This window comes from Arthrobacter sp. P1_B11 (assembly GCF_056406715.1).
The window spans coordinates 1-26,423 of sequence record NZ_JBFTZQ010000037.1; the positions used below are offsets into that span (position 1 = coordinate 1).

General features: G+C 66.5%; 24 protein-coding genes and 1 tRNA gene. 10 read left to right on the plus strand and 15 right to left on the minus strand.

The genetic code is table 11. The features are described from left to right. Nucleotides 1-71: 71 nt before the first annotated feature. From sucD to AC1D14_RS20530, 5 genes are all read right to left on the minus strand, one after another. Nucleotides 72-974, minus strand: a complete 903-nt coding sequence (sucD, locus tag AC1D14_RS20510; RefSeq protein WP_230117955.1) for a succinate--CoA ligase subunit alpha — start codon at nucleotides 972-974, stop codon at nucleotides 72-74. 30 nt (nucleotides 975-1,004) lie between these two features. Continuing rightward, nucleotides 1,005-2,174, minus strand: coding sequence for an ADP-forming succinate--CoA ligase subunit beta (gene sucC / locus AC1D14_RS20515; RefSeq protein ID WP_230117954.1), 1,170 nt, complete (start codon nucleotides 2,172-2,174; stop codon nucleotides 1,005-1,007). A 224-nt stretch (nucleotides 2,175-2,398) separates the two neighbouring features. After that, nucleotides 2,399-3,085, minus strand: a complete 687-nt coding sequence (locus tag AC1D14_RS20520) for a hypothetical protein (RefSeq protein WP_476969112.1) — start codon at nucleotides 3,083-3,085, stop codon at nucleotides 2,399-2,401. 80 nt (nucleotides 3,086-3,165) lie between these two features. After that, the gene (gene pcrA, locus AC1D14_RS20525; protein ID WP_476969105.1) at nucleotides 3,166-5,679 is read right to left on the minus strand and encodes a DNA helicase PcrA; all 2,514 of its coding nucleotides are present in this window, start codon (nucleotides 5,677-5,679) and stop codon (nucleotides 3,166-3,168) included. 140 nt (nucleotides 5,680-5,819) lie between these two features. Beyond that, nucleotides 5,820-6,668, minus strand: coding sequence for an inositol monophosphatase family protein (locus AC1D14_RS20530; RefSeq protein WP_230117952.1), 849 nt, complete (start codon nucleotides 6,666-6,668; stop codon nucleotides 5,820-5,822). 146 nt (nucleotides 6,669-6,814) lie between these two features. On the opposite strand from AC1D14_RS20530, the gene AC1D14_RS20535 reads away from it, so the two are divergent. Beyond that, on the plus strand, nucleotides 6,815-7,453 hold the full coding sequence (locus AC1D14_RS20535) for a hypothetical protein (RefSeq protein ID WP_230117951.1): 639 nt from the start codon (nucleotides 6,815-6,817) through the stop codon (nucleotides 7,451-7,453). Here the strand turns inward: AC1D14_RS20535 and AC1D14_RS20540 are convergent. Then, the gene (locus AC1D14_RS20540; RefSeq protein WP_230117950.1) at nucleotides 7,450-8,238 is read right to left on the minus strand and encodes a hypothetical protein; all 789 of its coding nucleotides are present in this window, start codon (nucleotides 8,236-8,238) and stop codon (nucleotides 7,450-7,452) included. The genes AC1D14_RS20535 and AC1D14_RS20540 overlap by 4 nt on opposite strands. Before the next feature lie 86 nt (nucleotides 8,239-8,324). Between AC1D14_RS20540 and AC1D14_RS20545 the strand changes: the two genes are divergently transcribed. The 3 genes from AC1D14_RS20545 to AC1D14_RS20555 all read left to right on the plus strand — a co-directional run bounded on the left by AC1D14_RS20545 (nucleotide 8,325) and on the right by AC1D14_RS20555 (nucleotide 9,354). Beyond that, a tRNA-Arg gene (locus tag AC1D14_RS20545) sits at nucleotides 8,325-8,397 on the plus strand. Between the two features lies 1 nt (nucleotide 8,398). Beyond that, nucleotides 8,399-8,923, plus strand: coding sequence for a DUF6314 family protein (locus tag AC1D14_RS20550; RefSeq protein ID WP_476882046.1), 525 nt, complete (start codon nucleotides 8,399-8,401; stop codon nucleotides 8,921-8,923). Beyond that, entirely contained in the window at nucleotides 8,920-9,354 is a 435-nt protein-coding gene (locus tag AC1D14_RS20555; protein ID WP_230117948.1) for an NUDIX hydrolase, read from the plus strand. Before AC1D14_RS20550 ends, AC1D14_RS20555 begins: the two co-directional genes overlap by 4 nt. A 57-nt stretch (nucleotides 9,355-9,411) precedes the next feature. On the opposite strand, the gene AC1D14_RS20560 is transcribed toward AC1D14_RS20555, so the two are convergent. Beyond that, nucleotides 9,412-11,325: an ABC transporter ATP-binding protein gene (locus AC1D14_RS20560; RefSeq protein WP_230117947.1), complete on the minus strand. Its 1,914-nt coding sequence runs from the start codon at nucleotides 11,323-11,325 to the stop codon at nucleotides 9,412-9,414. After that, the gene (locus AC1D14_RS20565; protein ID WP_230117946.1) at nucleotides 11,322-12,986 is read right to left on the minus strand and encodes an ABC-F family ATP-binding cassette domain-containing protein; all 1,665 of its coding nucleotides are present in this window, start codon (nucleotides 12,984-12,986) and stop codon (nucleotides 11,322-11,324) included. The genes AC1D14_RS20560 and AC1D14_RS20565 overlap by 4 nt, the downstream gene beginning before the upstream one ends. Before the next feature lie 196 nt (nucleotides 12,987-13,182). Here AC1D14_RS20565 and AC1D14_RS20570 point away from each other — a divergent pair, with 196 nt between their 5' ends. From AC1D14_RS20570 to AC1D14_RS20595, 6 genes are all read left to right on the plus strand, one after another. Continuing rightward, nucleotides 13,183-13,941 (plus strand): hypothetical protein, encoded by a 759-nt coding sequence (locus tag AC1D14_RS20570; protein ID WP_230117945.1) that lies wholly within the window; start codon nucleotides 13,183-13,185, stop codon nucleotides 13,939-13,941. Further along, entirely contained in the window at nucleotides 13,938-14,672 is a 735-nt protein-coding gene (locus AC1D14_RS20575; protein ID WP_230117944.1) for a hypothetical protein, read from the plus strand. The genes AC1D14_RS20570 and AC1D14_RS20575 overlap by 4 nt, the downstream gene beginning before the upstream one ends. Nucleotides 14,673-14,765: 93 nt before the next feature. After that, nucleotides 14,766-15,503, plus strand: coding sequence for a hypothetical protein (locus AC1D14_RS20580; RefSeq protein WP_230117943.1), 738 nt, complete (start codon nucleotides 14,766-14,768; stop codon nucleotides 15,501-15,503). Between the two features lie 301 nt (nucleotides 15,504-15,804). Beyond that, the gene (locus AC1D14_RS20585) at nucleotides 15,805-16,623 is read left to right on the plus strand and encodes an amino acid ABC transporter substrate-binding protein (RefSeq protein WP_230117942.1); all 819 of its coding nucleotides are present in this window, start codon (nucleotides 15,805-15,807) and stop codon (nucleotides 16,621-16,623) included. Further along, nucleotides 16,624-17,289 (plus strand): amino acid ABC transporter permease, encoded by a 666-nt coding sequence (locus AC1D14_RS20590; protein ID WP_230117941.1) that lies wholly within the window; start codon nucleotides 16,624-16,626, stop codon nucleotides 17,287-17,289. Beyond that, nucleotides 17,276-18,088, plus strand: coding sequence for an amino acid ABC transporter ATP-binding protein (locus AC1D14_RS20595; RefSeq protein WP_290369728.1), 813 nt, complete (start codon nucleotides 17,276-17,278; stop codon nucleotides 18,086-18,088). Before AC1D14_RS20590 ends, AC1D14_RS20595 begins: the two co-directional genes overlap by 14 nt. A gap of 39 nt (nucleotides 18,089-18,127) precedes the next feature. Here AC1D14_RS20595 and AC1D14_RS20600 read toward each other — a convergent pair whose 3' ends face one another. From AC1D14_RS20600 to AC1D14_RS20630, 7 genes are all read right to left on the minus strand, one after another. Next, nucleotides 18,128-21,160, minus strand: a complete 3,033-nt coding sequence (locus AC1D14_RS20600; protein WP_230117940.1) for an alpha-mannosidase — start codon at nucleotides 21,158-21,160, stop codon at nucleotides 18,128-18,130. A 172-nt stretch (nucleotides 21,161-21,332) separates the two neighbouring features. Further along, the gene (fdhD, locus tag AC1D14_RS20605; RefSeq protein ID WP_230117939.1) at nucleotides 21,333-22,205 is read right to left on the minus strand and encodes a formate dehydrogenase accessory sulfurtransferase FdhD; all 873 of its coding nucleotides are present in this window, start codon (nucleotides 22,203-22,205) and stop codon (nucleotides 21,333-21,335) included. Nucleotides 22,206-22,292: 87 nt separating this feature from the next. Next, the gene (locus AC1D14_RS20610; RefSeq protein ID WP_230117938.1) at nucleotides 22,293-23,822 is read right to left on the minus strand and encodes a molybdopterin molybdotransferase MoeA; all 1,530 of its coding nucleotides are present in this window, start codon (nucleotides 23,820-23,822) and stop codon (nucleotides 22,293-22,295) included. Then, nucleotides 23,819-24,169 (minus strand): DUF6457 domain-containing protein, encoded by a 351-nt coding sequence (locus tag AC1D14_RS20615; protein WP_230117937.1) that lies wholly within the window; start codon nucleotides 24,167-24,169, stop codon nucleotides 23,819-23,821. Before AC1D14_RS20615 ends, AC1D14_RS20610 begins: the two co-directional genes overlap by 4 nt. Before the next feature lie 46 nt (nucleotides 24,170-24,215). Then, nucleotides 24,216-24,887, minus strand: a complete 672-nt coding sequence (gene mobA, locus AC1D14_RS20620; protein ID WP_230117936.1) for a molybdenum cofactor guanylyltransferase — start codon at nucleotides 24,885-24,887, stop codon at nucleotides 24,216-24,218. A 24-nt stretch (nucleotides 24,888-24,911) separates the two neighbouring features. Then, nucleotides 24,912-25,412 (minus strand): HNH endonuclease, encoded by a 501-nt coding sequence (locus tag AC1D14_RS20625; RefSeq protein ID WP_230117935.1) that lies wholly within the window; start codon nucleotides 25,410-25,412, stop codon nucleotides 24,912-24,914. Between the two features lie 222 nt (nucleotides 25,413-25,634). Beyond that, a complete protein-coding gene (locus AC1D14_RS20630) occupies nucleotides 25,635-26,411 on the minus strand; it encodes an NlpC/P60 family protein (RefSeq protein WP_230117934.1) in 777 nt (258 codons plus the stop codon). Nucleotides 26,412-26,423: the final 12 nt, after the last annotated feature.

The window sequence follows — 26,423 nt, forward strand, 5'->3', positions numbered from 1 at the left end:
AATCCGGGGGGTGGATTGAATCCGGGGGGKGGATTGGGCCGGGAGTGACCCCGCGCTGTTTTTAGGCTGGGTTACAGCGTTGCGTAGACTTCGCGCAGCAGTTTCGCGGTCTCGGACGGCGTCTTGCCGACCTTCACGCCGGCAGCCTCGAGGGCTTCCTTCTTGGCCTGTGCAGTACCGGCCGAACCGGAGACGATGGCGCCTGCGTGGCCCATGGTCTTGCCTTCCGGCGCGGTGAAGCCTGCCACGTAGCCGACAACCGGCTTGGTGACGTTGGCCTTGATGAAGTCCGCAGCACGCTCTTCGGCGTCGCCGCCGATTTCGCCGATCATGACGATCGCCTTGGTCTCCGGGTCAGCTTCGAACGCTGCCAGGGCGTCGATGTGCGTGGTGCCGATGACAGGGTCGCCGCCGATGCCGATGGCGGTGGAGAAGCCAAGGTCGCGCAGTTCGTACATCATCTGGTAGGTCAGGGTGCCGGACTTGGATACCAGGCCGATGGGGCCCTTGCCGGTGATGTTCGCCGGGGTGATGCCGACGAGGGCTTCACCCGGGGTGATGATGCCGGGGCAGTTCGGTCCGATGATGCGGGTGACCTGGTTGCCCTCGGCGTCCACCTTGGACTGTGCCAGCGCCCAGAACTCTGCGGAGTCCTGGACCGGAACACCTTCGGTGATGACAACGACCAAGCCGATGCCGGCCTCGATGGCTTCAACAACGGCGTTCTTGGTGAATGCCGGCGGGACGAAGACGATGGAGACGTCGGCGCCGGTCTCTGCCATGGCTTCCTTGACGGTGCCGAAGACAGTGATCTCGTTGTCGCCGTGCAGCACGGTGGTGCCGGCCTTGCGGGCGTTGACGCCGCCAACAATGTTGGTGCCTGCCTTGAGCATGAGGGCGGTGTGCTTGGTGCCTTCGCCGCCGGTGATGCCCTGGACGATGACCTTGGAGTCCTTGTTCAGATAAATAGACATGTTTTCTTTCCTAGATCTCGACAGGCTCGATCAGCGGGCTGCGTTGGCGAGCTCGGCGGCCTTGTCGGCGCCCTCGTCCATGGTGGCGGCCAGGGTAACCAGCGGGTGGTTTGCCTCGGCCAGGATGCGGCGGCCTTCTTCAACGTTGTTGCCGTCGAGGCGGACAACCAGCGGCTTGTTGGCGGAGTGGCCCAGTTCGGCCAGTGCGCCCACGATGCCCTTGGCCACCGCGTCACAGGCGGTGATGCCGCCGAAGACGTTTACGAACACGGCCTTGACCTGCTCGTCGCCCAGGATGACGTCAAGGCCGGCAGCCATGACCTCGGCGGAAGCTCCACCGCCGATATCCAGGAAGTTGGCGGGTTTGACATTGCCGTGGTTCTCACCGGCGTACGCGACTACGTCGAGGGTAGACATGACGAGGCCCGCGCCGTTGCCGATGATGCCAACTTCGCCGTCGAGCTTGACGTAGTTGAGGTCCTGCGCCTTGGCCTTGGCCTCGAGCGGGTCGGCAGCGTCCTTGTCTTCAAGGGCGGCGTGCTTCGGGTGGCGGAAGTCGGCGTTCTCGTCAAGGGAGACCTTGCCGTCGAGGGCGACAATGTCGCCTGCGCCGGTCAGGACCAGCGGGTTGACCTCCACGAGAGTGGCGTCTTCCTTCTTGAAAACGTCCCAGAGCTTCAGGATGACGCCGGCGACCTTGCTGCGCAGTTCCTCGGCGAAGCCTGCAGCGGCGACGATTTCGTCGGCCTTGGCCTGGTCGATGCCTACGGCCGGGTCGATCGCGATCTTGGCAAGGGCCTCGGGCCGCTCAACGGCGAGCTGCTCGATTTCCATGCCGCCTTCAACCGAGCACATGGCCAGGTAGTTGCGGTTCGCCCGGTCCAGGAGGACGGAGAAGTAGTATTCCTCGGCGATGTCCGCGCCCTGGGCGATCATGACCCGGTGGACGGTGTGGCCCTTGATGTCCATGCCGAGGATGTTGGTGGAGTGTTCAAACGCCTCGTCGGCGGTCTTGGCGACCTTGACGCCGCCGGCTTTGCCGCGGCCACCGGCCTTGACCTGCGCCTTTACGACAGTTACGCCGCCGATCTTCTCGGCAGCTGCCTTTGCTTCTTCAGGGGTATGCGCCACGATGCCAGCAAGCACGGGTACACCGTGCGCCTCGAACATATCGCGCGCCTGATATTCAAACAGGTCCACGGTTTAGTGTCCTCTTCTACGTCGAAGTAGTTTCTGTACAGCCGGAAAACACCACAGATGTGGACCGGGCTGCGGAATAAACGCGCCTGCGGCATGTCCGGAAACGAGCCACGCGGCGCAATGCTCCTCTCGGAACTCTAGTCCTTCATGGGGACAGGCCCGTTCCAGAGTACCTGTTATGTGAGTAAGGACACTATTCTATTGACCGTAGAAAAACCGCATGATTACGGGGATTTTGGGGCCTTGGACGGTGCGGCGGAGGCCTTTTTGCCCGCGTCGGAGATGAGTTCGTAATGATCGCGGCTGACGAAGAAAGCAACGCCGCCGGAGACGTTGCCGCAGGCCACCCCGTTGTTGTACGAAGAGCACCGCAGACCGTTGCGTTCGAGGTTTGCGCCGTCGGGCAGGACAGGCAGCTTGGCGATCACCCCGTCCCGGCTGCCCTTGGGGCCGTATTCGGATTCCATCTCGGTGACGCCGGACCGGCACTCGCCGTAAGTGGCCCGGTCAGGGGTGAGCAGGGCCGCCCCGCCAAGGTAGCCCAGGCCTGTCCCCGTGCAGTCATCCCTGACATCCCGGGCTTCCGGTGCGGGATAGAAGGCCAGTTCGCAATGTGCCACGGGAACGGTGTCCAGTCTCCTGGTGGCAGGGTCATTGAAACTGTTCGGTTCGTACGGCAGGTTGAGGTGGGCGCCGCGGGCAGACGTCAGGGCGCACACCACGTTCCGGTCGGCGGTAACGAAGGCCACGGCGTCCTCACCTGCGGTGAACCCGGCGGCGTCGGCCAGCGGGGCCTGCTTCAGCTGTTCGAGGGCCGGCGGAGGAGGCGGCGGCGTGTACCCGGGATCCGGCACCGCGACGGAACAGCCTGTGGCCGCCAGCAGCGCGAGGGCCGCGATCCCGGATGCCATCCGGCGGGCTGGCTGCCGCCGCACTATCCGGCGGAGCGCGGGGATCCTGCCCGACGGCATGGCGAGGCGGCCCGCCACGGTCAGGCGTCGAGCTTGGTCAGCGGCGCGTAGCGCAGCAGCAGCCGTTTCTCGCCGACGTCGAACTTCACCTTCGCCACAGTCTTGTCCCCCGCACCTTCCACTGCCAGAACAGTCCCGTTACCGAAGCTGGTGTGGTTGACTTTGTCGCCCACGCTGACTGCTACAACTTCCTTTTGCGGCTGTACCCGGTTCTTCGCGACGGCGGCGGGAACGTCCGCGTTGAAGCCTGCCGAGGCGTCTGCCTTGGCGCCGCGGGCCGTCCCTGCTCCCCAGAACGATCCGCCATACCGGCTGGAACCGATGGATGCGCCGCTCCCCCAGCCGCCGGTCTGCCTGCTGGTGCCCTCGCGTTTCCATTCGACGAGCTCCGAGGGGATCTCTTCCAGGAACTGGCTGGCGGGGTTGTACTGGCTTTGGCCCCACATGCTCCGCACCTCGGAGCGGGTGACGTACAGCCGCTTCCGGGCACGCGTCAGACCCACATAGGCCAGTCGGCGCTCCTCGGCCAGTTCCTTGGGGTCGGTGGCGGAGCGCTGGTGGGGGAAGAGTCCGTGCTCCATGCCGGTCAGGAACACCACGGGGAATTCGAGGCCCTTGGCCGTGTGCAGCGTCATCAGGGTGACGACCCCCAGCCGCTTGGCCTCGGCAACTGCGGCATCGATGTCTGCCCCTGGGGCGTCTGGAATCTGGTCGGCATCCGCAACGAGCGAGACCTGCTCCAGGAAGGCGCCCAAGGAGCCCTCCGGATTCTCCTGTTCGTATTCCCGCACGACGGCGACGAGTTCCGCGAGGTTCTCCACCCGGGATTCGTCCTGCGGATCGGTGCTGGAGCGCAGCCCGGCGAGATAGCCGGTCTGTTCAAGCACGGCTTCCAGTGCCGCCGCGGCGCCGGACCCGGCGGCGACCTCGGCGAGGTCGTCGAGGAGCTTCACGAAGCCGAGCACGGCGTTCACCGAGCGGGTGGCCATGCCGGGCGCCTGGTCGGCGCGCCGGGCCGCCGCCATGAAGGAAGTCCGTTCGCGTTCCGCGAGTGCAGCCACGGCGCCCTCGGCACGGTCGCCGATCCCGCGCTTCGGTTCGTTAAGGACGCGCCGGAGGTTGACGTCGTCGTCCGGGTTGACCAGCACGCGCAGGTAGGCGAGGGCGTCCTTGATTTCCTTGCGCTCGTAGAACCGCGTGCCGCCCACCACCTTGTAGGGGAGGCCCACCCGCACCAGGACGTCCTCGATGGACCGCGACTGGGCGTTGGTGCGGTAGAAGATGGCGACGTCCCCGGGGCGGAGGTTGTCCTCGTCCTGCAGCCGGTCAATCTCCTTGGCGATGAACTGGGCTTCGTCGTGTTCGTTTTCACCCACGTAGCCGATGATCTTGTGGCCCGCGCCCTCCGCCGTCCACAGGCGCTTCTCGGGCCGGTTCGGATTGCGGGAGATGACGGAGTTTGCGGCGCTCAGGATGTTCTGGGTGGAGCGGTAGTTTTGTTCGAGCTTGATCGTGCGGGCGTCGGGGTAGTCCTTCTCGAACTCCACGATGTTGCGGATGTCGGCCCCGCGGAAGGCGTAGATGGACTGATCGGAATCGCCCACAACGGTAAGCTCGGCCGCTCCCGGCCCCTCACCCACGATTTCCCGGACCAGCGCGTACTGCGCGTGGTTGGTGTCCTGGTATTCGTCTACCAGCACGTGCCGGAAGCGTCGCCGATAGGAATCAGCCAGCGCCGGGAACGCCCTGAACATGTAGACGGTCTCGGCGATGAGGTCGTCGAAGTCCATGGCGTTGGCCTGGCGGAGACGCTGGGTGTAGCCCTTGAAGACATCCGCCACGGCCTGCTCGAAGGGATCGTTGTGGTTCGCCGAGGACGCATAGGCGTCAGCGTCAATCAGCTCGTTCTTGAGCGCCGAGATCTTGTGCTGGATGGCCTTGGGGGCGAACTTCTTGGGGTCCAGGTCCAGGGCTTTGGACACCTGCGTGACGAGCCGCAGGGAATCCGCGGAGTCATAGATGGAGAAATTGGACTTGAGCCCGACGTTGGCGGCTTCCTGCCGGAGGATGCGCACGCAGGACGAGTGGAAGGTAGAAATCCACATGATCTTGGCCCGGCCGCCCACCAGCGCTTGGATGCGTTCCCGCATTTCGGCGGCGGCCTTGTTGGTGAAGGTGATGGCGAGGATCTCGCCGTGGTGGGCGCGCTTGGTGGCCATCAGGTAGGCAATCCGGTTACTGAGGACGCGGGTCTTGCCTGAGCCAGCGCCAGCCACGATCAGCAAAGCGCTGCCGGCGTGTTTGACGGCCTCTTCCTGCTGCGGGTTCAGCCCCTGCAGCAGGGCGCCGGCGTCCGGCAGCTGGGGCCGCGCCCAGTCACCCGCCGGGCCTCCGGAAGGCTCCGCCCGGCGAGGGCCCCCGCCGCCGAAGTCGGCCGGCGACAGCCCGGATTCAGGGCGCGACTTGGTGAGGGCGGCCGCCTGCGCGCCTGCCTTGAACGGTCCGTCAGCGTACGGGTCAAACAACATATCCATGGTGACTACAAGTCTAGGCGGTGGGGCTGACACTGATTTCCGGCCTGTGGATGACGCCGGATCCGGCGTCGCAACGCTTGTCCCCGAGAAGCCTGTCCCCGAGAAGCCGGTCCCCGAGAAGCGGGGCCGCGCCGCAATAGCTAGTCCACAGAGCCTGACTCAAGAGCCGCACGCAACTGGTGTACCGCCGTCGCGCCCCCTGCCATGAACCACTCAAGGCCGTTCACGGAGACGCTTCCGGCGGCGCCGCCGGCGGCGAGCACAATTGCTTTCCCCGGAAGCCAGTCCCACTCCGGGCAGCTGTGCTGGAACCAGCAGCCGAGCTCTCCGTCGGCCACGCGCCCGAGGTCGCAGGAGCCGGACCCGAGCATGCGCAGCGTCGCCGCGGAAGTGGCGGCAGCATGCCAGGGCATGGCGCACATGGGGTCCGCCAGCCAGCGGGGGTGGATGTACGTGGCGGCGCCGATGTCGGCGAGCGGGGCCGCGCTGCGGTCCGCGCCGGCCGGCTGGAACGTGGTGAGGGGGGCGCCGTTAAGCGTGGCCGCGCGGCCCGTGCCGCCCAGCCACAGTTTGTCCTCCTCCGGCTGGAAGATGGCACCGAGCAGCACATCGGATTCATCTTTCAGGGCAATCGCCGAGCACCAGTACGTGGATCCGTTCAGGAAGTTGTAGGTGCCGTCCACGGGATCAATGACCCAGGTACGGCCGCTGCTTCCACGGACGGCCGCTCCTTCCTCGCCGAGCACGCCGTCGTTGGGCCGGCAGCGCTGCAGCTGTTCCAGCACGTAGGCTTCGGCGGCATGGTCTGCCGCGGTGACGACGTCGGAAACCGAGGTCTTGCGCTGGGCGTCAAGGCCGCCCTGCCGCATCATCAGCGCCAGCATTCCCGCTTCGCGGACCAGGCCGGATGCCAGCTCAAAATCGTCAAGGTCGGGGCTCAGGTTGGCCGCACTGTGTTTACCCAGCTTGTGTCTTCCAAGTTCTGTCACGGTCCCCAGCCTATCGGCGGCCACCGGCACTGAACAGGCGGCCCCGACCAGGCGGAACATAACAGGCGGCCCGGGGACGTGGCGGTGGCGCAGCCGGCCGGAGCGGACGCGGGCAGCGGTCGTGAATCGCGGGCGATAATGGACGCATGGCCAAGACACCTGCACAGCGGATCAAGAAGCACGGCGCAAAGGCCGCAGTCCCCCAGCACCACCTGCCGCCGGTGATCAACCCCACCACGGCCCGCACGCCGGAGAAGGCGCAGAACAACAGCAACGTGATCCTCATCGCCGGCCTCGTGGCCAGCCTGTTCCTGTTCTGGTACGTTCACCTGCTCACGCTGAACCAGCTCACCCAGCTTTCGGGCGGCCTGCCGATGCCCGATTCGCTCATCGGCGGCTTTGATCCGGGCTTCGCGGAGCAGCTGCGCAGGGCGCTGGACGGCGACGCCCGCGGGCAGCTCAACTACATCCACAAGACCGCGGGCACCTTGTTCCCGCTGATCTTCGGCTTCACCTGGCTCCTCCTGATCGGCACGAATGTGGCGAAGAAGGCACTCCGTTGGGCACTGTGGTCCCTCCCGCTGCTCTTCGTGGTGGCCAGGCTATGGGCCAACGTGGCCATTGACGCGATGGTGTCCGCTCCCACCCTCGACGCCGGGCAGGTCGCCTTGGCGTCATTTCTCACCGTTGCCGGCTGGGTGCTGCTGGTGGTGAGCCTGGCCGCCGGCGGCGCCGCCGTCTTCCTCGGGCGCCGGGCTGCCAAGGAAGGCGCCAAGACCACCTAGGTGGGCCCAGTCCCTTGGACGGCACGGGCCCGCAGGGCCCTGCGCACCGACCGCTCCTGCCGGACGCGCTGGGCAATGACCAGCCCGGCTGCAGCCAAGCCAATGGTGATGGGATAGCCCATCAGCCGCTCCAGTGTGCCCGGCTCGGGGACATGAAGGCCGGTGACGCCCGACGTGACCACGGCCGCCGCGGAGACGCCGCCCGAGGCGAGAATGAACCACCCCAGCGGGGTCTGACGCAGCCACAGACCGCCCAGCAGCAGCAGCGCGAGGGCTCCGGCGCTGAAGTACATCACCGCCCCGGCGACGTGCCAGCCGGAGCCCAGGTCCTCGGGCACAAGACCCACAATGACTGTTCCGGTGCCGGCCGTTCCGGTCAGGACGCGGGCACCCACCGCCGCGAACCACGGCGTCTCGCCGGTGTGGCTGGCCGCCACGCGGACTCCGGGCCGGGCAGCGATCCGCAGCAGTGCCGAACCCAGCAGGAGCGCGCCCAGCAGCATGCCCAGGCCCTGGACCACGAACGAGGCGTTCATGAGGAAGTGCAGCGGCGAGCAGATGCTCCGGTCCTCGTAAATGCCGCAATGGACAGCCCCCAGGTCACTGATGAGCCCCGTCCGCCGGCTGTACGGTTCAGGCCCGGCCCAGGCCCCGATCACTGCGGTCTCCGCGACGAAATACTGCACGACGCTGAGCACCGCCCAGGCCCCGATGTAGTGCCTGGTCGAGGCGGTATCGGGCAGGAAGGTTTCCCGGACGGACGGGGCGTGAGCTGCGGCGGCCATGCCAAGAGCGTAGTACGCGCCGTCACCTTGTATGCTTGTAAGCGTGTCCGAACGGGCCGGCCCCGTGCCGGTTGCGACGGACGCCCGCCCTCGTAGCTCAGTGGATAGAGCACGGCTCTCCTAAAGCCGGTGTCGTTGGTTCGATTCCAATCGAGGGCACTTGAAAGCGCAGCACACATCCGGGCTCCGCGCCTACCTGCTGGGTCCTCCGCTTCCGGACTCCGGCCGTGAGGGACGCTGGTCCGTGGAGCGGACGCTTTTTGATCGCGCCGCCGGGACCCGCGGCACCTTTACCGGCGTCGTGGTTTTTTCTGAGACGGCCGACGGCGGCGGGCTGCGTTTCCATGAAGAGGGCACCGTGCGCTGGCCTGCTTCGGGCGGGGGGATCTTCGCCGGCCCTGCCACGAGGGAGTACCTCCTCAGGCCCACGGAGTCGCCCGACGCCCTGGACATGACGTTCCCCGACGGCCGGCCGTTCCACCGGATGAGCTTCTCCACGGACGCGGGCCAGGACCAGCACTGGTGCGATCCAGACACCTACCGCGTCACGTACTCGCAGCGCGGTCCGGATGAATTCGGCTATGTCTGGGACGTCACGGGCCCCCGCAAGGACCTGCTGCTGGAATCCGTGCTCCGGCGGATCACCGCAACGCACGGCGCCGGGGAGCTAGGCTCGAGGGCGTGAATCCGCGCATCATTGTCTCCGCCGTGTGTGTCTATGACGCCGCCGGCCGGCTCCTCACCGTCCGCAAGCGCGGCACGGACAAGTACATGCATCCCGGTGGCAAGCCCGAGCCCGGCGAGACCGCCGTGCAGGCCGCCGCCCGGGAGCTCGCGGAAGAAGTGGGGATCGTCATTGACCCGCGCGAGCTGAAGCCCATGGGTGTTTGGCTGGCCGACGCCGCCAACGAGGCTGCAACGGAAATCGAGGCCACCGTATTCACGGCCCCCGGGACCTGGGTTGCCCACCCCTCGGCCGAGATCGCCGAAATCCGCTGGCTGGACCTGGCAGCCGAGCTGCCCGCCGACCTCGCGCCGCTGCTCACGGACCACGTCCTCCCGGCGCTGGCCCGGCGTCCACTGACACCGGCGTCCGCCGACACCGTCACCGAGTAGTGAGATCTCGGCACTTTGACGGTGCCTAAGCGCCGAGATCTCGCCCGTCGACGACGGTCAGAGCTCCGGGACCGCTTCCTCGGCCACTGCGGTGGCCTCGGCGAACTGCGTCCGGTACAGCTCTGCATAGCGGCCGTCGGCGGCGAGCAGTTCCGTATGCGTTCCGCGCTCCACAATCGAGCCGTCCTCCACCACCAGGATCACGTCCGCAGCACGGATCGTGGAAAGCCGGTGGGCAATCACGACGGCGGTACGCCCCTCGAGTGCCGCGCCGAGCGCCGCCTGCACGGCGGCTTCGTTGGTGGAGTCCAGTGCCGCCGTCGCTTCGTCGAGAATGACCACCCGCGGCTGCGCGATCAGCAGCCGGGCGATGGTGAGGCGCTGGCGTTCGCCGCCGGAGAGGCGGTAGCCGCGCTCCCCCACCACGGTGTCCAGCCCGTCCGGCAGCGAGCGGATCATGTATTCGAGCCGTGCCTGTCGCAGCACGTCCCACATGTCCTCCTCGGTGGCGTCGGGCCGGGCCAGCCGCAGGTTGGACGCGACGGATTCGTGGAACAGGTGCCCGTCCTGGGTGACCATGCCAAGGGTGTCCCGCATGGAGTCGAATGTGAGGTCGCGGACGTCCAGCCCGGTTACGGGACCACGGCCGCCGAGCCGCACGGCGCCGGAGTCGACGTCGTACAGCCGTGAGAGCAGCTGTGCGACGGTGGATTTTCCGGCCCCTGACGAGCCCACGAGCGCCACGGTCTGGCCGGGTTCCACGCGGAAACTGATGCCGTGCAGCACTTCCTCGCCGCCGCGGGTATCCAGTGTGGAGACTTCCTCGAGCGAGGCAAGGGAGACCTTGTCCGCGGACGGGTAGGCGAACCGGACGTCGTCGAACTCCACGGCCACAGGCCCAGGGGGGACGGCAACGGCGTCGGGCTTTTCCTGGATGAGCGGCTTCAGGTCCAGGATTTCGAACACGCGCTCGAAGCTGACCAGGGCGCTCATGATTTCCACGCGGGCGTTGGACAGCGCGGTGAGCGGCGCATAAAGGCGGGTGAGCAGCAGGGCCAGCACAACGACGTCGCCGGGTGCGAGCTGGCGTTCAATCGCGAGCCAGCCGCCGAGGCCGTAGACGAGGGCCAGCGCAAGCGCCGAAACCAGCGTCAGGGCCGTCACGAAGGTGAACTGCAGCATCGCGGTCCGCACACCGATGTCCCGGACCCGGCCCGCACGGAGCGCGAACTCACGGGATTCGTCCGCCGGGCGGCCGAAGAGCTTCACGAGCGTGGCGCCGGGGGCAGAAAATCGTTCCGTCATCTGGGTGCCCATGGCGGCATTGTGTTCCGCCGCTTCGCGGCGGAGATCGGCCAGCTTGGAGCCCATCCGGCGGGCCGGAATCAGGAAGATGGGCAGCAGGACCATGGCCAGCACGGTGACCAGCCAGGAAGTGTTGAGCATGACGATGAGGGTCAGAATGAGGGCCACCACGTTGCTGACCACCCCGGACAGCGTTCCGGCAAACGCGGACTGCGCCCCGATGACGTCGTTATTCAGCCTGCTGACGAGGGCGCCGGTGCGGGTCCGCGTGAAGAAGGCAATGGGCATTTTCTGCACATGGTCGAACACCCGGGTGCGGAGGTCAACGATGACACCTTCCCCGATGGTCGAAGACAGCCAGCGGCTCACCATTCCCAGCGCGGCTTCAGCAACGGCAACCCCGGCGATCAGCCCGGCCAGACGGATCACCTCATCCGTGCCCGCGGACGCGACGATGGCGTTGACGACCTGGCCGGCGAGGACCGGCGTTGCCACCGCCAGGAAAGCCATGACGATGGACACGGCCACGAAGGCAATCAGTTTGCCGCGGTGTGGCCGCGCGAAACCAAGAACGCGCTTCAGCGTCTCCTTGGAGAACGGCTTGGAACCGCTCTTGGCGCGGGTGATGTTGTAAAGCGAGCGCCAGGCCACGCCGTCCATGCTCATAGTTTGTGCTCCATCTTGCCTGTCATAACTTCAGTGACCACGCCGTTGTCCACATTCCAGCGCGCATCGAGCCTGACGTTTTCGAGCAGGCGGCGGTCGTGGGTGACCAGGAGCAGGGCACCGTCGTAGCTTTCCAGCGCCTCCTCCAACTGTTCGATCGCGGGCAAATCCAGGTGGTTGGTGGGTTCGTCCAGGACCAGCAGGTTTACGCCGCGGGCCTGCAGGAGAGCCAGGGCGGCGCGGGTGCGTTCCCCGGGCGACAGTGAATCCACAGTGCGGGACGTGTGGTCCGCCTTGAGTCCGAATTTGGCCAGCAGCGTGCGGACCTCTGCCGGAGTCTGATCGGTCAGCACGGCTTCGACGGCGGTCCCGAGGTTCAGGTGGCCGGCCAGCAGGCCGCGGGCCTGGTCGATTTCGCCGACGGCCACCGAAGCGCCCCTGGAAGCGTCACCGGAATGAGGCTCCTGGATTCCCAGCAGCAGGCGAAGCAGCGTGGACTTGCCCGCGCCGTTTGGCCCGGTGATGCCGATCCGTTCGCCGGCGTTGAGCTGCAGGTTCACGGGGCCCAGTGTGAAACTTCCCTGCCGGACCACCGCGTCGCGGAGTGTGGCCACCACGGAACTGGAGCGCGGCGCCTGGCCGATGCTGAACTGGAGCTGCCATTCCTTCCGCGGCTCCTCCACCGCATCCAGCCGGGCGATGCGCGATTCCATTTGCCGGACCTTCTGCGCCTGCTTTTCCGATGACTCTGTGCTCGCAGCGCGGCGGATCTTGTCATTGTCCGGGCTTTTCTTCATCGCGTTCCGGACGCCCTGTGAGCTCCACTCGCGCTGGGTCCGCGCCCGGGACACCAGGTCCGCCTTGGTGGAGGCAAATTCCTCATAGCGTTCGCGGGCGTGCCGGCGGGCGACGGCGCGCTCCTCGAGGAACGCCTCGTAACCGCCGTCGTACACCGCCACGGAATTCTGGGCGAGGTCCAACTCCACGATGGTGGTCACGCAGCGGGCCAGGAATTCGCGGTCGTGCGACACGAGCACCGCGCCGCCGCGGAGCCCCTGGACGAACGATTCCAGCTTGGCGAGTCCGTCGAGGTCAAGGTCGTTCGTTGGCTCGTCCAGCAGTACGATGTCGAAGCGGCTCAGCAGCAGGGCGGCGAGCGCAACCCGCGCTGCCTGGCCTCCCGACAGGCCGGTCATTTCGGCGTCCGGCCCAATGTCCAGTCCGAGATCGGCGAGGACGGGCGGAATGCGCTCGTCAAGGTCAGCGGCGCCGGAAGCCATCCAGCGGTCGAAGGCCAGGGAATACGCATCGTCGGCGCCGGGCGCTCCTCCGCCGAGAGCCTCTGCGGTGGCTTCCATCTCGGCGGTGGCCTGGGCGCAGCCGGTGCGGCGGGCGATGTAGGCAGCCACGGTTTCACCGGCCATCCGCTCGTGTTCCTGCGGGAGCCATCCCACGAAGGCGTCTGCCGGGGCGAGGCTCACGCTTCCTTCCTGCGGCAAATCCACGCCGGCAAGGAGGCGGAGCAGCGTGGATTTGCCGGCTCCGTTGGCACCGACCACGCCAACAACGTCCCCCGGGGCCACCGTCAGGGAAAGCTTTGAGAAGAGAGTGCGGTGATCATGACCGCCCGCAAGGTCTTTGGCAACAAGGGTTGCAGTCATTAGTCCATCCTCTCACCGCTGCCCGTTTCGGCCAGAGAAATTCCGGCGGGCATGAAAGAACCCGCTGGTCCGGACTTGGGGGGTGTACGGACCAGCGGGTTCGAGAAACTAGCATAGTTGAAGCTGTGGGCTGCGTAAAATCGAGAGTGGCGGCAGCTACTATCGTGCCAATCATTCGTTCAGCAGAGAGCGTTCCATGCCACTCCCCGCCAAAGCGTTCCAGCGCTGGCTACACGGCATCGCACCTGACACCAGCATGGCCGATGTCTCCAGGCTGTCGCAGGTCAAGCGCACCACCCTGGCCCAGCAGCTCGTCCGGGGCAAAGTGGCCGAAGCGACGGTGGTCAGCATCAGCCGGGCCTTCAACGTCAATCCGGTCGCCGCGCTGGCCTATTTTGAGACCTACCGCGATCTTGCCGAACCCCAGGTCCCTCCTACCCCGCAGGAGCTGGTCAGCCAGATTGCCACCGTTGATCTGCTGCGGGCGGTCATTGCACGATCCGCACCGGAAGCCGGATCCGGCGCCGACCCCGGATCGGGCGCGCAGCAGGCCAAGCGGCCGGAACTCGGCCCGGCGCCGCACGTCACCTCCGTGAAGAACTGGGTGGACGCGATTGACGACGGCGAACTCCGCCACCGCGTCTCCGCCGCCACGGGCATCGCACCGCAGAACTATTCGGCCCAGCTCACCGCAAACCGGCTGGCACCCGAGGTGGCCATAGCCACCTCCCGGGCTGCCGGCGTCGGACTGACGGGAGGGCTGGTGGCCACCGGCCTGATCACCGAAGCGGAAGCCGGGTGGGAGCCAGGGGCCCGGCAAGCGGCGCTGGACAGGCTGTCCGACGGCGAACTGGCAGTCCTGGCTGGAGACCGGCTGCAGGCGGTCGGGAAGACACTGCGGCGCCAGGAACAAGACCAAGAACAAACCGAAAAGATCTGGGAGAACCTCGGATGATCGAGATCCTGCAGTGGACCACCCTGATCGCATGCGGCGCTGCGGCGCTGTCCCGGATCCCCAATCTGGTCCGCAAGAAGAACAGATCGCTGTTCTACATTCTGGCGCTGATGACCGTTGCCATCCTGCTCAGCATCAAGGGCCCCTACATGGCCATTGACAGCCTGCTCGGAAACACTAACGTGGCCAACCTGCTCCTGCGCTTCATCATCTTCGCGGCCGTCTACGTCCTGGGCATGCGCATCGCTAAGGGTTTCGGCGACCAGCCCGGCCTCCGGCTCATCCGCGGCCGCCGCGGCACCTTGGTCCTGGGACTGATCTCCGCAGCAATGCTGGTCTTCTTCGCCCTGATGGACAGCGAGGGTTCGTCAGTGGGCCTTGTGGGCGTATATGCCAAGGATGAGCGGAACAGGGCGCTGGTCGAGTACTACGGCGCTGCCGGCCGCGCCTATCCGGCCTATGTTTCCCTAGCCATCCTGCCCGGCCTGCTGCGGGCAGTGCGCGGCACCCTTCCCGCTCTGCTTCGCATCAGTGCCCTGCTGCTTGCCATCGGGGGGATAGCCACCATCCTCAGCCTCTTCTTCCCGGTGATTCCAGCCGCATTGGGGTACCTCACGTTCGTTATCAACTACACCGCCATCCTGTGCTTTGTGGTCGGGCTGACGCTGATCTGGCTGGCCAAGCTCCGGGCGGGCAGGAAGGTCACCGGCGCGCTGTCCGCCCCTGACTGACGGGGCATGCCGGACCACCGTCGAGCGCCCGGCAATCCCACGACGCGAGAATCAAGACCAGGAAACAAACCGAAAGATCTGGGGGAATCGCGGATGACAGAGATCCTGCAATGGACCACCCTGATCGTTTGCGCCGTTGCCACCCTGGTCCGAATTCCGAGCACCCTGCAGGGCCGGAACCGCTCGCTCTTCGTCATCTTCCTTTTGGCCACGGCTGCCGCCGCACTCAGCATGGGACCGTTCTACCTGGCCATCGATCGCGCTGTTGGCGGCATTAACATTGCCAACGTCCTGCTGCGGCTTATCGTTTTTGCCACGCTTTTCCTGGTGGCGCTCCGCGTGAGCAGGGCATTTGGCGCCGCCGACGCATACCGCCTCATCTCCGGGCGATTCGGGCTCGCCATGCTGGGATTGTTTTCCGCGGCCCTGGTCACGATCTTCCTGGCCATGGACTCTTCCGGGTCATCCCTGGGCCTTGCGGAGGTCGGCGGGACAAGTGCCCGCAACGCTGCCCTGCTGCCTTTCTACTGGGCCGTCGCACGTGGTTACCCGGTCTACGTATCGCTGGCACTTCTGCCTTGCCTGCTCCGGGCCGCCAACAGCAGGCTGCCCTCCCTCGTCCGCACGGGGGCGTCCCTGATGGCGGCAGGCGCCGTGGCCACAACGGCAGGACTCGTGCTGGAGTTCACGGGGCCGGCCTTCACCTTGCCGCGGCTCGTGGTCAACAACGGCGCCGTCGTGTTCTATGTGCTGGGGCTTGGAATGGTCTGGCTGGCCCGGGTCCGGGCCACAGGTTTCCGTGCGCCGGGGACGTCATCTACTGAAAGGTAAGGCGGCGGGATTCACAAAATCATTAGACCGTGAGAGAATCATGAATGTGTGAAAGCAGTTGCTGCCTAGCCTTCCGTGAAGACGGGGCCGTGGCGCCTGCCGGAGCGCACATTGGGGGGATGAGTGGTGGCGGGACGTTGGGGACCGCCCCCACTCAGCCTGTTTAAGGGCTGTAGCTGTCCCCCGTAAGATGGCGAAATAAAACAACTTTCCAAGTGCGTTGTGGGGGGTAGTGTCGCGTGTGACCGGCTCCGGCCGCCGTGACAAAGCCCTACGCAGCCAGCAAGAAGAAGGAACCGCCATGAACCGCCTCCACACCCGCCGCAGTGCAATCGCAGCCACGCTCGCAACTCTCGCGCTCGCGCTGTCCGGCTGCGGCGGCTCACAGGCGCCGGCAGCAAGCAGCAGTTCGGATTCGTCGCTGAGTGACGTGAAGTCCAAGGGTGAGATCGTCATTGCCACCGAGGGCACCTACAAGCCCTTCAGCTTCCACGCCGAGGGCGCAGGCGAGCTCACCGGGTTCGACGTCGAAATCGCCAAGGCGGTCGCCGGGAAACTGGGTGTGAAGGCAAAGTTCGAGGAGACCCAGTTCGATGGCATCTTCGCCGGCCTTGATGCCAAGCGCTTCGACACCATCGCGAACGAGATCTCCATCAATGCCGAGCGCAAGGCAAAGTATGACTTCTCCACACCGTACACAGTCTCCACGGGTGTGATCGTGACCAAGGCGGACAACAACAGCATCACGGGTTTCGACAGCCTTAAGGGCAAGACCACCGCACAGTCGCTGACCAGCAACTTCTACAAGCTGGCCGTCGATGCCGGCGCCAACGTCCAGTCCGTGGAGGGCTGGGCCCAGGGCGTGACGCTGGTCCGCCAGGGCCGGGTGGACGCGATCGTCAACGACAAACTCACCTACCTTGACTACGCCAAGACCAACCCGGACGCCGGACTGAAGATCGCCGCCGAAACCAAGGAAAAGTCGGAGAGCGCCTTCGCGTTCCGCAAGGGATCCACCGAACTCACCGCCGCCGTGGACAAGGCGCTTGCCGATCTCCGGGCCGACGGCACACTGACCAAGATCTCGGAGAAGTACTTCGGCGCGGACGTCACCAAGTAGATGCCGTTTAACTGGGACCTTGTCTGGAGCTCCTTCGGCCCGATTGTCACCGGGGCCATCACCGGGACCATCCCGCTGACCCTGGCCTCCTTTGCCTTCGGCCTGGCCCTTGCTCTGCTTGTAGCGCTCATGCGGCTCAGCCGGAACCCGGTGGCGTCAGGGGCGGCGAGGTTCTATGTCTCGGTGATCCGCGGGACGCCGCTGTTGGTCCAGCTTTTCGTGATCTTCTACGGCCTGCCCAGCCTCGGCGTAAAGCTCGATCCCTGGCCCAGCGCCATCATCGCCTTTTCACTCAACGTGGGCGGCTATGCGGCCGAGGTGATCCGGGCGGCCATCCTCTCGGTCCCCAAGGGGCAGTGGGAAGCCGGGCACACCATCGGCATGTCACGGGCGCAGGCATTGCGCCGCATCATCCTGCCCCAGGCAGCCAGGGTGTCCGTGCCGCCGCTGTCCAACACTTTCATCTCCCTGGTCAAGGACACCTCGCTGGCCTCGCTGATCCTCGTCACTGAGCTCTTCCGGAATGCCCAGCAGATCGCTGCGTTCAGCCAGGAGTTCATGGCGCTGTACCTTGAGGCCGCACTGGTCTACTGGGTCATCTGCCTGGCGCTGTCCACCGGCCAGTCCGCCCTCGAAAAGAGATTGGACCGCTATGTCGCCCACTAGCCAGCCCGCCCGCGCAGGCGCGCCCCAGCCAAAACCGGTGCTGTCGGTCCGCAACCTGGCCAAGGCCTTCGGCAGCAACGTGGTGCTCCGGGACATCGACCTCGATGTCCGCCGCGGCAACGTGGTGGCCCTCATCGGGCCCTCGGGTTCCGGCAAAACCACTGTGCTCCGTTCGCTGAACGGACTGGAAACGCCCGACGCCGGCACCGTCACCTTCGCGGACACCGCCACCGGCACGGACCTCGCGCTCGACTTCTCCGCCAAGGTTGCCAAGAAGGACATCTCGGACCTCCGCGACCGCAGCGCCATGGTCTTCCAGCACTACAACCTCTTTCCGCACATGACGGTGCTGCAGAATGTCATTGAGGGCCCCGTCCAGGTGCAGAAGCGGAAGAGGGCGGAAGCCGTCGCCGAGGCGGAGAAACTGCTGGCCCGCGTAGGGCTGGCTGACAAGCGTGATGCCTACCCGTTCGAGCTGTCCGGCGGGCAGCAGCAGCGCGTGGGCATTGTGCGTGCCCTGGCCCTGAAGCCCCAGCTTCTGCTGTTCGACGAACCCACCTCGGCCCTGGACCCGGAACTGGTGGGCGAAGTCTTGGGCGTCATCCAGGAGTTGGCCGAGGAGGGCTGGACCATGGTGATCGTCACGCACGAGCTGGCCTTCGCCCGTCAGGTGGCCGACGAAGTCATCTTCATGGACGGCGGAGTGGTGGTGGAGCGGGGCCCGGCGGCAGAGGTGCTGCGGGCGCCGCGCCAGGACCGCACCCGGCAGTTCGTGCGGCGCCTGCTCCACGAATTCTGACCCGTTTGTGACCGCCGCCGGCGCCGCCCCGCTACCGGGTCAACGGGCGAACCTGAGCGTGACCAGCTGGAACGGACGCAGCGTGAGTTCCGCGGATTCCCTGCCGGCCACCACCCCTGGTGCGTCGACTTCCCGCTCGAGCAGATCCACGGCGCGGACGCTTTTGGCCGGAAAGTTGGCGGTGAGCCGTCCGGCGGAGCGTTCACCCAGCGACTCGTAAAGGCGAACGATGACATCTCCCGAGCCGTCCTCCGCCAGCTTCACCGCTTCAACGACCAGTGCCCTGTTGTCCACGGTGACCAGTGGCTCAACGGCATGGCCGCCCGTCATTCTCCGAGGGGCTAGGTTGGCGCGGTATCCTTCCTCGACGGCCTCGGCGATACCTGCGCCGGGCCGGATCCAGACGTCCAGCACATGCCGGCCCCGGTCGGCATTGGGGTCCGGGAACTTGGCCGCGCGCAGCAGCGAGAGCCGGACGGTGGTGGTGGTGCCGCCGTCGTCGTCGTCCCTGATGCTCCTGGCCACATCGTGCCCATACGTGGAGGCATTGGCGATGGCCACGCCATAGCCGGGCTCGGCGACGTGGATCCAGCGCTGGGCGCAGATCTCGAACTTCGCCGCCTCCCAGGACGTGTTCACGTGGGTGGGCCGGAAAACGTGCCCGAACTGGGTCTCGGCGGCTGAACGGTCCGCGCGGAGGTCCAGGGGAAAGCCCAGCTTGAGCAGCTTCTCGCGTTCCTGCCAGTCCACGTCGGTGGAAATGCCCAGCGCGCCGGCGCCGGGCGACAGGGTGATGCGCTGCGTGATGCGCGAGGCTCCGGTGAGGCGCTCAATGACGACGACGGCGTCCCCGCCTTGCTGCTCCAGCGTCACCGAGGCCGCGTCGGTCAGTGACGTGACATTCCGCCGGTAGAACTCGTCGATGTCCCAGGCGTCCCATTCGTTGGGGGTGTCGCGGTGCAGCTCCAGGTGGTTGCCGAACTGGCCCGGGGCGATGGCTTCCCTGCCGCTGGCGTGGTCCCGCAGCGAAGTCAGCAGGCCGTTGGCGTCCAGCACGGCGCTGATGATCCCGTTGTCCAGCACGAAGCCGCCGTCCCGGGCGGCAGTCCGAACGGGCGTGCCCAGCTGAACCGGCAGCGCGGCCGCGAGCGCCGGCACCCCGTTGCGCTCATGGGGGCTCGCGTTGAGTAGGAACTCCTCGCTGCCCTCCCCCAGCGCAGCTGCCGCAGCCTTGGCGATGACCGCCTCGAGTCCCCTGGCCACGGCGGCGTAATTCCGTTCGGCGTCCTGGTGCACCCAGGCGATGGAGCTGCCGGGCAGGATGTCGTGGAACTGCTGAAGGAGCACCAGCCGCCACAGCCGCTTCAGCTCAGCCGCAGGATACGCAAAGGAGCCACCGGTGCGGACCGCGGCAGTGGCGCACCACAATTCCGCTTCGCGGAGCAGGTGCTCGCTGCGCCGGTTGCCCTGTTTGGTACGGGCCTGGCTGGTGTAGGTGCCGCGGTGGAGTTCCAGGTACATCTCGCCCACCCAGACCGGCAGCGCCGTGTACTCGGCCTGGGCCTGCTCGAAGAAGCTCCGCGCCGTTCCGATCCGGACCTTGGGCGAGCCCTCCAGGTCCTCGGTGCGGTGGGCGGCGGCAAGCATTTCCCGGGTGGGTCCGCCTCCGCCGTCGCCGTAGCCGAAGGGAACCAGCGAGATGGTGCCGTGGCCATGGTCCCGGTAGTTGCGTTCGGCGTGGGCGAGGTCCCGGCCGCTGAGCTCCGAGTTGTACGTGTCCACGGGCGGGAAATGCGTGAACAGCCTGGTGCCGTCGATCCCCTCCCAGTTAAACGTGTGGTGCGGCATCCGGTTGATCTGGTTCCAGGAGATCTTCTGCGTCAGGAACCACTGGCTGCCGGCGGCCTTGACGATCTGCGGCAGGGCCGCGGAGTAGCCGAAGGAGTCAGGAAGCCAGGCCTCCTGACATTCGATGCCGAACTCGTCCAGGAAGAAGCTCTTACCTTCGAGGAACTGCCGGGCCATGGCCTCACCGCCGGGCATGTTGGTGTCGGATTCCACCCACATGCCGCCCACGGGAACGAACTGGCCGGACTTCACCTTCTCCCGGATCCGACCGAACAGCTCTGGATAGAACTCCTTGATCCACGCCAGTTGCTGTGCTGAGGAGCAGGAGAACACGAAGTCGGGATCATCATCCATGAGGGCAACCACGTTCGAAAACGTCCGGGCACATTTCCTGATGGTCTCCCTGACCGGCCACAGCCAGGCGGAGTCGATGTGGGCATGGCCCGTGGCGAGCAACTGGTGGGCGGAGGCGTAGGCGGGCCTCGCCAACACTTCGGCGAGTGCGGCCCGGCCTGCCGATGCGGTTCCGGCGACGTCGTCCGGATCCATGATGTCCAGCATGCGCTCGAGCGCGCGGAGGATCTCGTGCCGCCGGGGCAGCTCCATGGGCAGTTCGTGCATAAGGCCCCTGAGCGTCCAGATGTCCTGTTGCAGCTCCCATACGGGCCGGTTCAGCTCGGCTATGGCAATGCTGCCCAGGCGGTACTGTGGCCGCGTCCCGGCGGTGGCCTTGTCCCCGTAGGGCGTGGCCGCGAAGCTCCAGCCCTGGGCCACGTCCGGGTTGGCAGCTGCCTCCACGTAGAAGTCCACAGCCATCCCGCTGCCCAGGAGCTTGAGCGGAACGTACTGGTTGCGTGGAGAAATTGCCTTAATGATGCTGCCGTCAGGACGCCAGGCGGTTCCTTCGCACTGGAATCCGGGGATCTCGGTAGTGAACCCCAGGTCCACCACCATCTCCACCTCGGTCTCTGGTGCCGTGCCCCAGGAGTCGGGAACCTCGCCTTGGAGCCGCAGCCATTTGGTGCCCCAGGGGCGGCCCCAGGCGGCACCGTGTTCCTGTGGCACGAAGTCCTGGCGCAGGGCCTGCGTCACAGGGACGGGTTCATCCGGAACGTCCCAACTGCTGAGTGCCAGGGGTACACTTCGCGAGTAGATCGCGGGGGTGATCCGCTCCCGCAGGAAGCGGTCGAGGCGGACTTCCGTGATCCGGCGGTCGTCGTGCAATGTATTCCTCTTTAATGCTTTAAGCCGGTGCGTCCTGTGCCGGCTTCCTCGCGGGCCTGGGCGTCACGCAGCTGATGTCCGGGCAGGTTCGCTGCCGTGAAAGAGCGGATCGCGTCCATTCGATGGATAAAATCTACTGCGTCAGAGGGAAATAACCAAGGGTCCGCACCCACTACCGCGGCAGCGGCGCAGGCAGGGAAATCCGCTCGGCACCGGCATAGACGTTAAGGCTGCTCCCCCGGCTGAAACCGGCTAGGGTCACCCCGCTGGACTCCGCGAGCTCGACGGCAAGGCTGGAGGGGGCGCTGACCGCGGCCAGTACCGGAATGCCCGCCAGGGCAGCTTTTTGCACGAGCTCAAAGGACGCACGGCCGGATACCTGGAGCACCGTTCCGGACAGTGGCAGGCGACGCTCGCGCAACGCCCATCCGACGACCTTGTCCACTGCGTTGTGCCGGCCCACGTCCTCGCGCAGGCACAGCAGCCTGGCACCGCCGTCGTCGTCGACACTGAAAAGACCTGCCGCGTGGACTCCGCCGGTGGCGTCAAATACCGTCTGCGCTTTCCTCAGCAGGTCCGGAAGGGAGGCGAGGGTTCCTACCGGGACCGTCAGCTGGTCCTCAGCGGCGCTGAAGTGCGAGGACTTCCGGACCGACTCGATTGAGTCGGTCCCGCAGATCCCGCAGGAACTGGACGTGTACACATGGCGTCCAGTGTCCGGCAGCACCACATCCGGCCGGAGCTGGGCTTCCACCACGTTGAAGGTCTGGACGCCGTTTTCATCCTCGCCGGCACAGAACCTCAGCGAGATCAGCTGCTCAGGGCTCCAGATGACGCCCTCGGACACCAGGAACCCTGCCACGAGGTCGAAGTCGTCCCCCGGCGTCCGCATCGTCACGGAGAAGGAAAGACTGCCGAGCCGGATCTCCAGCGGTTCCTCCACTGCCAGGACATCCTCACGGTGCCGCACCGGAAATTCGAGGGAAGCCGGCGAGCCGTCCAGGACGTACCGGTGGATCTTGCGCCGTTGCGTCACGCGTCCCATCGGGTCACCCCGTATGCCAGCCTGTTCATGCCTCCATCATTGCAAGTCAAGGTCAGGGATACCAACGCCGTCCGTTCTGCTTGGAATTCAGTCCAGGAGCGCGCTCCAGTCCACGGGGCCGCTAATCGCCGGCGGCTTGGCCGAGGACCGGTTTCCGGTCTTGCGCGGCGGGGTTTTAGGCTTGGAACCGGCCGACGTGGGCTGAGGGATGGCTGGGCCCCATGGCAGCGCGAACGCAGGGACGGCCTCGCCCAACTGCACGCCGTGGGGCGGAACCACCATGACGCCGTCCGCTGAGGCCAGGCCCCGCATCATGCCAGGGCCGGTGTGCGGCGCAGGCGAGGCCATGCCGTAAAGGAGCCGGAACGGCATGAGCCGGGTCCGGCCGGGGTCGGGATCGATCATCGCTCCACACGGCACTTCCTGCACAGGCGGAATGGCTCCGTGGCCCAGGGCCGCGAGAAGCGGCGCCCCTACCGTAGACAGCGCCATCATGGCAGCGAGCGGGTTTCCGGGCAGCCCCAGCACGAAGCGCCCGTCCGGAAGCTCGGCCAGGACAGCGGGGTGGCCCGGACGCATGGCCACCCCGTCGATCACGAGCCGGCCGCCGAGTTCAGCCACCGCCCGCCTGAAGTGGTCGGTTCCGGATTTCCCGGTGCCTCCGGTGGTGATGACGACGTCGGGGGGAAGGCCTGCCCCTGATGCCTCGCCGGGGAGGCCGTCCGGCTCGGCACCTGGACCCTCGTCCTCCAGTGCCTCCAGCCATTCGCTGTAACTGTCGCCAATTCTTACCTGAGCGGCGCAGATGCCGCCCAGCATCCCCACCACTGAAGCCAGTTGCGGGCCAAAGGTGTCGCGCACCTTTCCCGGTTCAGGGATGCCGTGATCCACCACCTCGGAGCCCGTCAGCAGCAGCTTCACCACGGGTTTTCCCAAGACCGGCACGTCGTCGTAGCCGGCGAGGGCGGCAAGTGCCAGATGGGCGGGATTCAGCAGGATGCCGGCTTTGACCAGCACCTCGTCGGCTGTGGCTTCCTCCCCTGCCTTGCGGATGTGCTGCCCGTTCCGGGGTTCCCCGGGACGGGCGGTTCCGCCCGCCGCCAGCACGGGCAGACCCTCGTCATCCGTGGATATGACGCCGCTTTCACTGCGCAGCACAGCCTTGGCTCCGGGCGGAAGGAGTCCGCCGGTCACGATGACGCTGGCCTGGTGCGGGGCCAGCCGAAGCCCGGGTTCGGCAAGGATCCAGGGACCGGTGCCGTTGACGGCCCATCCGTCCATGGCCGAGGACGCGTAATGGGGCATGTCCTGCAGCGCCGTGATGTCGGCAGCCAGTGTCCGGCCCAGTGCCTCACGGAGGGGAACCGGGGCAGCCGGGATCGGGGCGGCGCAATCAAAGGCGGCCTGCCGCGCTTCCTCCCAGGTGTGCGCCAGGTGTTTCCCGGGGGCGGCGTCCTTGGCCTCGGCACCGCTTTCGGCGGAATTGTCCGGGGACAGGGTTCCAGTCCCGGAAGTCCCCCGGGAGGGAGTTACGTTTCCGGCGGCGGCRCTGTCCTCGGCGGGGGCGGCGGCCGGCTCCATGGCATCGGCAGTTGGATGTCCGGGGGCGGCGGTCATTCCCCCGGTGTCCCGCTGGGAGCCGGAACGTCTGTGGAGGTGCCCACCGCCGGTGAGACGGAGTCCTCCCCTTGCTCTTCGGCCGCGTACACCCTTGTGACGGAACGGGCGACGTCCATTGCCGCTTTCATGGAGGTGGAATCCGGGGCCTGGCCCGAACCGGACGCAAGACCCGCAGCAAACCCGGCTATGAATGTGGTCAGCGGCGCCGCTGGCCGCACCACCGAGTGGGCGGCCACTCCGGCAAGCGACAGCACTTCATTGACATCCACCTGCACGTCTTCGAGCTCGAAGGCCCGAAGCAGCAGCCGGCACCACTCCTCAAGCGTTTCGTCCTGGCTTTTCATGCCTGCCTCCAAACTCAAACTGCGGCTGCGACGTTCCGGGCCGGGCTCATCGTCCCTGCCCTTCGACTCCTAATGCGGCGGCATCATCCCAGGTATCCACATCATCTGTGGAGCCGGCGGGGACGGTGACAGCCTGTACGTCAAGCCTAGCAAGGAGAGCGAAAACTGACCCGTGATCCAGGGTGTTCCGTGCGGCTGCATCGTCCACGGCGCGTTTTAGCGCAGCCGTGCTGTAAAAGCCGGCCAGCGGCTGGCGGCGTCCGTCTCCGGATGCGGCCATGACGCCATCTTTTCCCTGGGAGGCACGCGCGGCATCTCCGGGGGCCGCAGCCCGGAGAGCGTCCAGAAGAGCATGGACGGCATCTTGCGCGCGCGGCATGTCACACGCGAGGACCAGGGTCAGTGTTGCGGCCTGTGTCTCTGTGCCTTCCAGTCTTCCGGCGGTTCCAGCGTCCGGTGCCGGGTCCGGCCGCTGCAGCCGGTCCAGGCCTGCGGCGATCGCCGCAGCAGGCCCGGCGAAGGGCGGATCCTCGCGGCAGTTCAGCACGCCGGACGGAAGGTTCGTGTCCGGCCCCACCACCACAATCCGGCGGGCACCACGGGCAGCCGCGATGGACCGGCTAAGGAGGCTCTCGCCGTCGTATGTCAGCTCGGACTTGGGCGAGCCGCCAAGCCGCGAGGAGCGGCCGCCGGCAAGGATTATTGCGTCGAATTCCACATCCCCAGCGTAGTGCCGGGCAGGTTACGCGGCGGTCTCCGGAAGCAGGAACGGATCCCACGCCGGCGTGGGCTTCTCCAGTTCCTTGATCTGCCAGATGGTGCCTACGGGCGGCGCCGGGGCGAACCGCAGCTTCCAGCCCATTTCAGCAGGCGTGTGGTCTCCCTTGACGTTATTACAGCGGAGGCAGGCCGCCACGAGGTTCTCCCATGAATCGGCACCGCCCCGCGATTTTGGCTGGACATGGTCAATGGTGTGGGCTGCCTTGCCGCAGTAGGCACACCGGTGCCCGTCCCTGCGAAGGACGCCACGCCGGCTGACGGCGGTGATCATGTTGTAGCGCGGCCGGATGTAGCGGTTAAGGAGGATCACGGACGGGCGGCCCATGATGTCCTGCGGCCCGACGACAGGATCGTCGCCTTCGGCCACCACGCTAGCTTTTCCAGTGAGCACAAGGACCAGCGCCCGGCGGAAGGTCACAACCGCCAGCGGTTCATATCCAGCATTCAGAACGAGAGTGCGCATGCACATACCTCTTCACGGCCGCACCCGGCAGAGGCGCGAGGGCCGGCTGCCCTCTGCATGTCCGGGCTATGGATCGACACCACAAGAGTAAACACTCAAGGGGCGGATCGGCGAATCGACGGAATGCACTCTGACGCCGTGTCGGCATGGCAACCGGGCCTACGGGCATGCAAAAGGACCCCTGCCGCAGTGGCAGGGGTCCCTTTCTAAGCCTTGGTAGTCTTAGCCGCCGACGCGGATGAAGACCGGGCCGGAGCCGACGTTTACGCTGAACAGTGCGGTGGTTCCGCCGTTCCAGCCGCCGTGGACAGCCTGGCCGTTGCCGACGTAGACAGCGATGTGGGCCATGCCCATGCCGCCGTTTTCGTAGTAGGCAAGGTCGCCCGGCTGGGCTTCAGCAGCGCTGACGGTGCGGCCGAGGGACAGGTAGCCTGCCGGCCAGCCGTGGTAGTTGATGCCCACGGCGGCCAGGGAGTTGGTCGCCAGCGCGGTGCAGTCCTGTGAAACACCCAGCTGCGCGTAAGCAGCAGCGGCGATCGAAGCGCCCATGCCGCTTCCGGAAGCGGTCTTGGCGGCGGCAGGAGCGGCCGGAGCAGCCTCAACGGCAGCGGCGGTCTTTACTGCCGGAGCAGCCTCGACGGCGGGAGCAGCTTCCTGCACCTGAACGACGGGCTTGGGTGCCTCGACGACGGGAGCGGCCGTGGTGGAAACAGCCGGCTTCTCGTAGGAGATGGCGATGCTGGACGCAGCGGAAATGGTTGCCGGAGCAACGGACTGCACTTCCAGGGCGGAAACAGGAACCGATTCACGCTGAACGTTGGTCTCGGCAGCGTTTGCAGCGATACCGCTGGTCAGGACCAGGCCGGACGCGGCAGCGATAACTGCGGCCTGGCGGCCCATGCCACCGGCGTTGTCGCCGACAGCCTTGGCGATGACAGCCAGCGAGTTGGTCTTGGTGACCTCGGCGCGGTGGCGTGCAATGGTCGCACGTGTAGTCATAAGTTTCTCTCT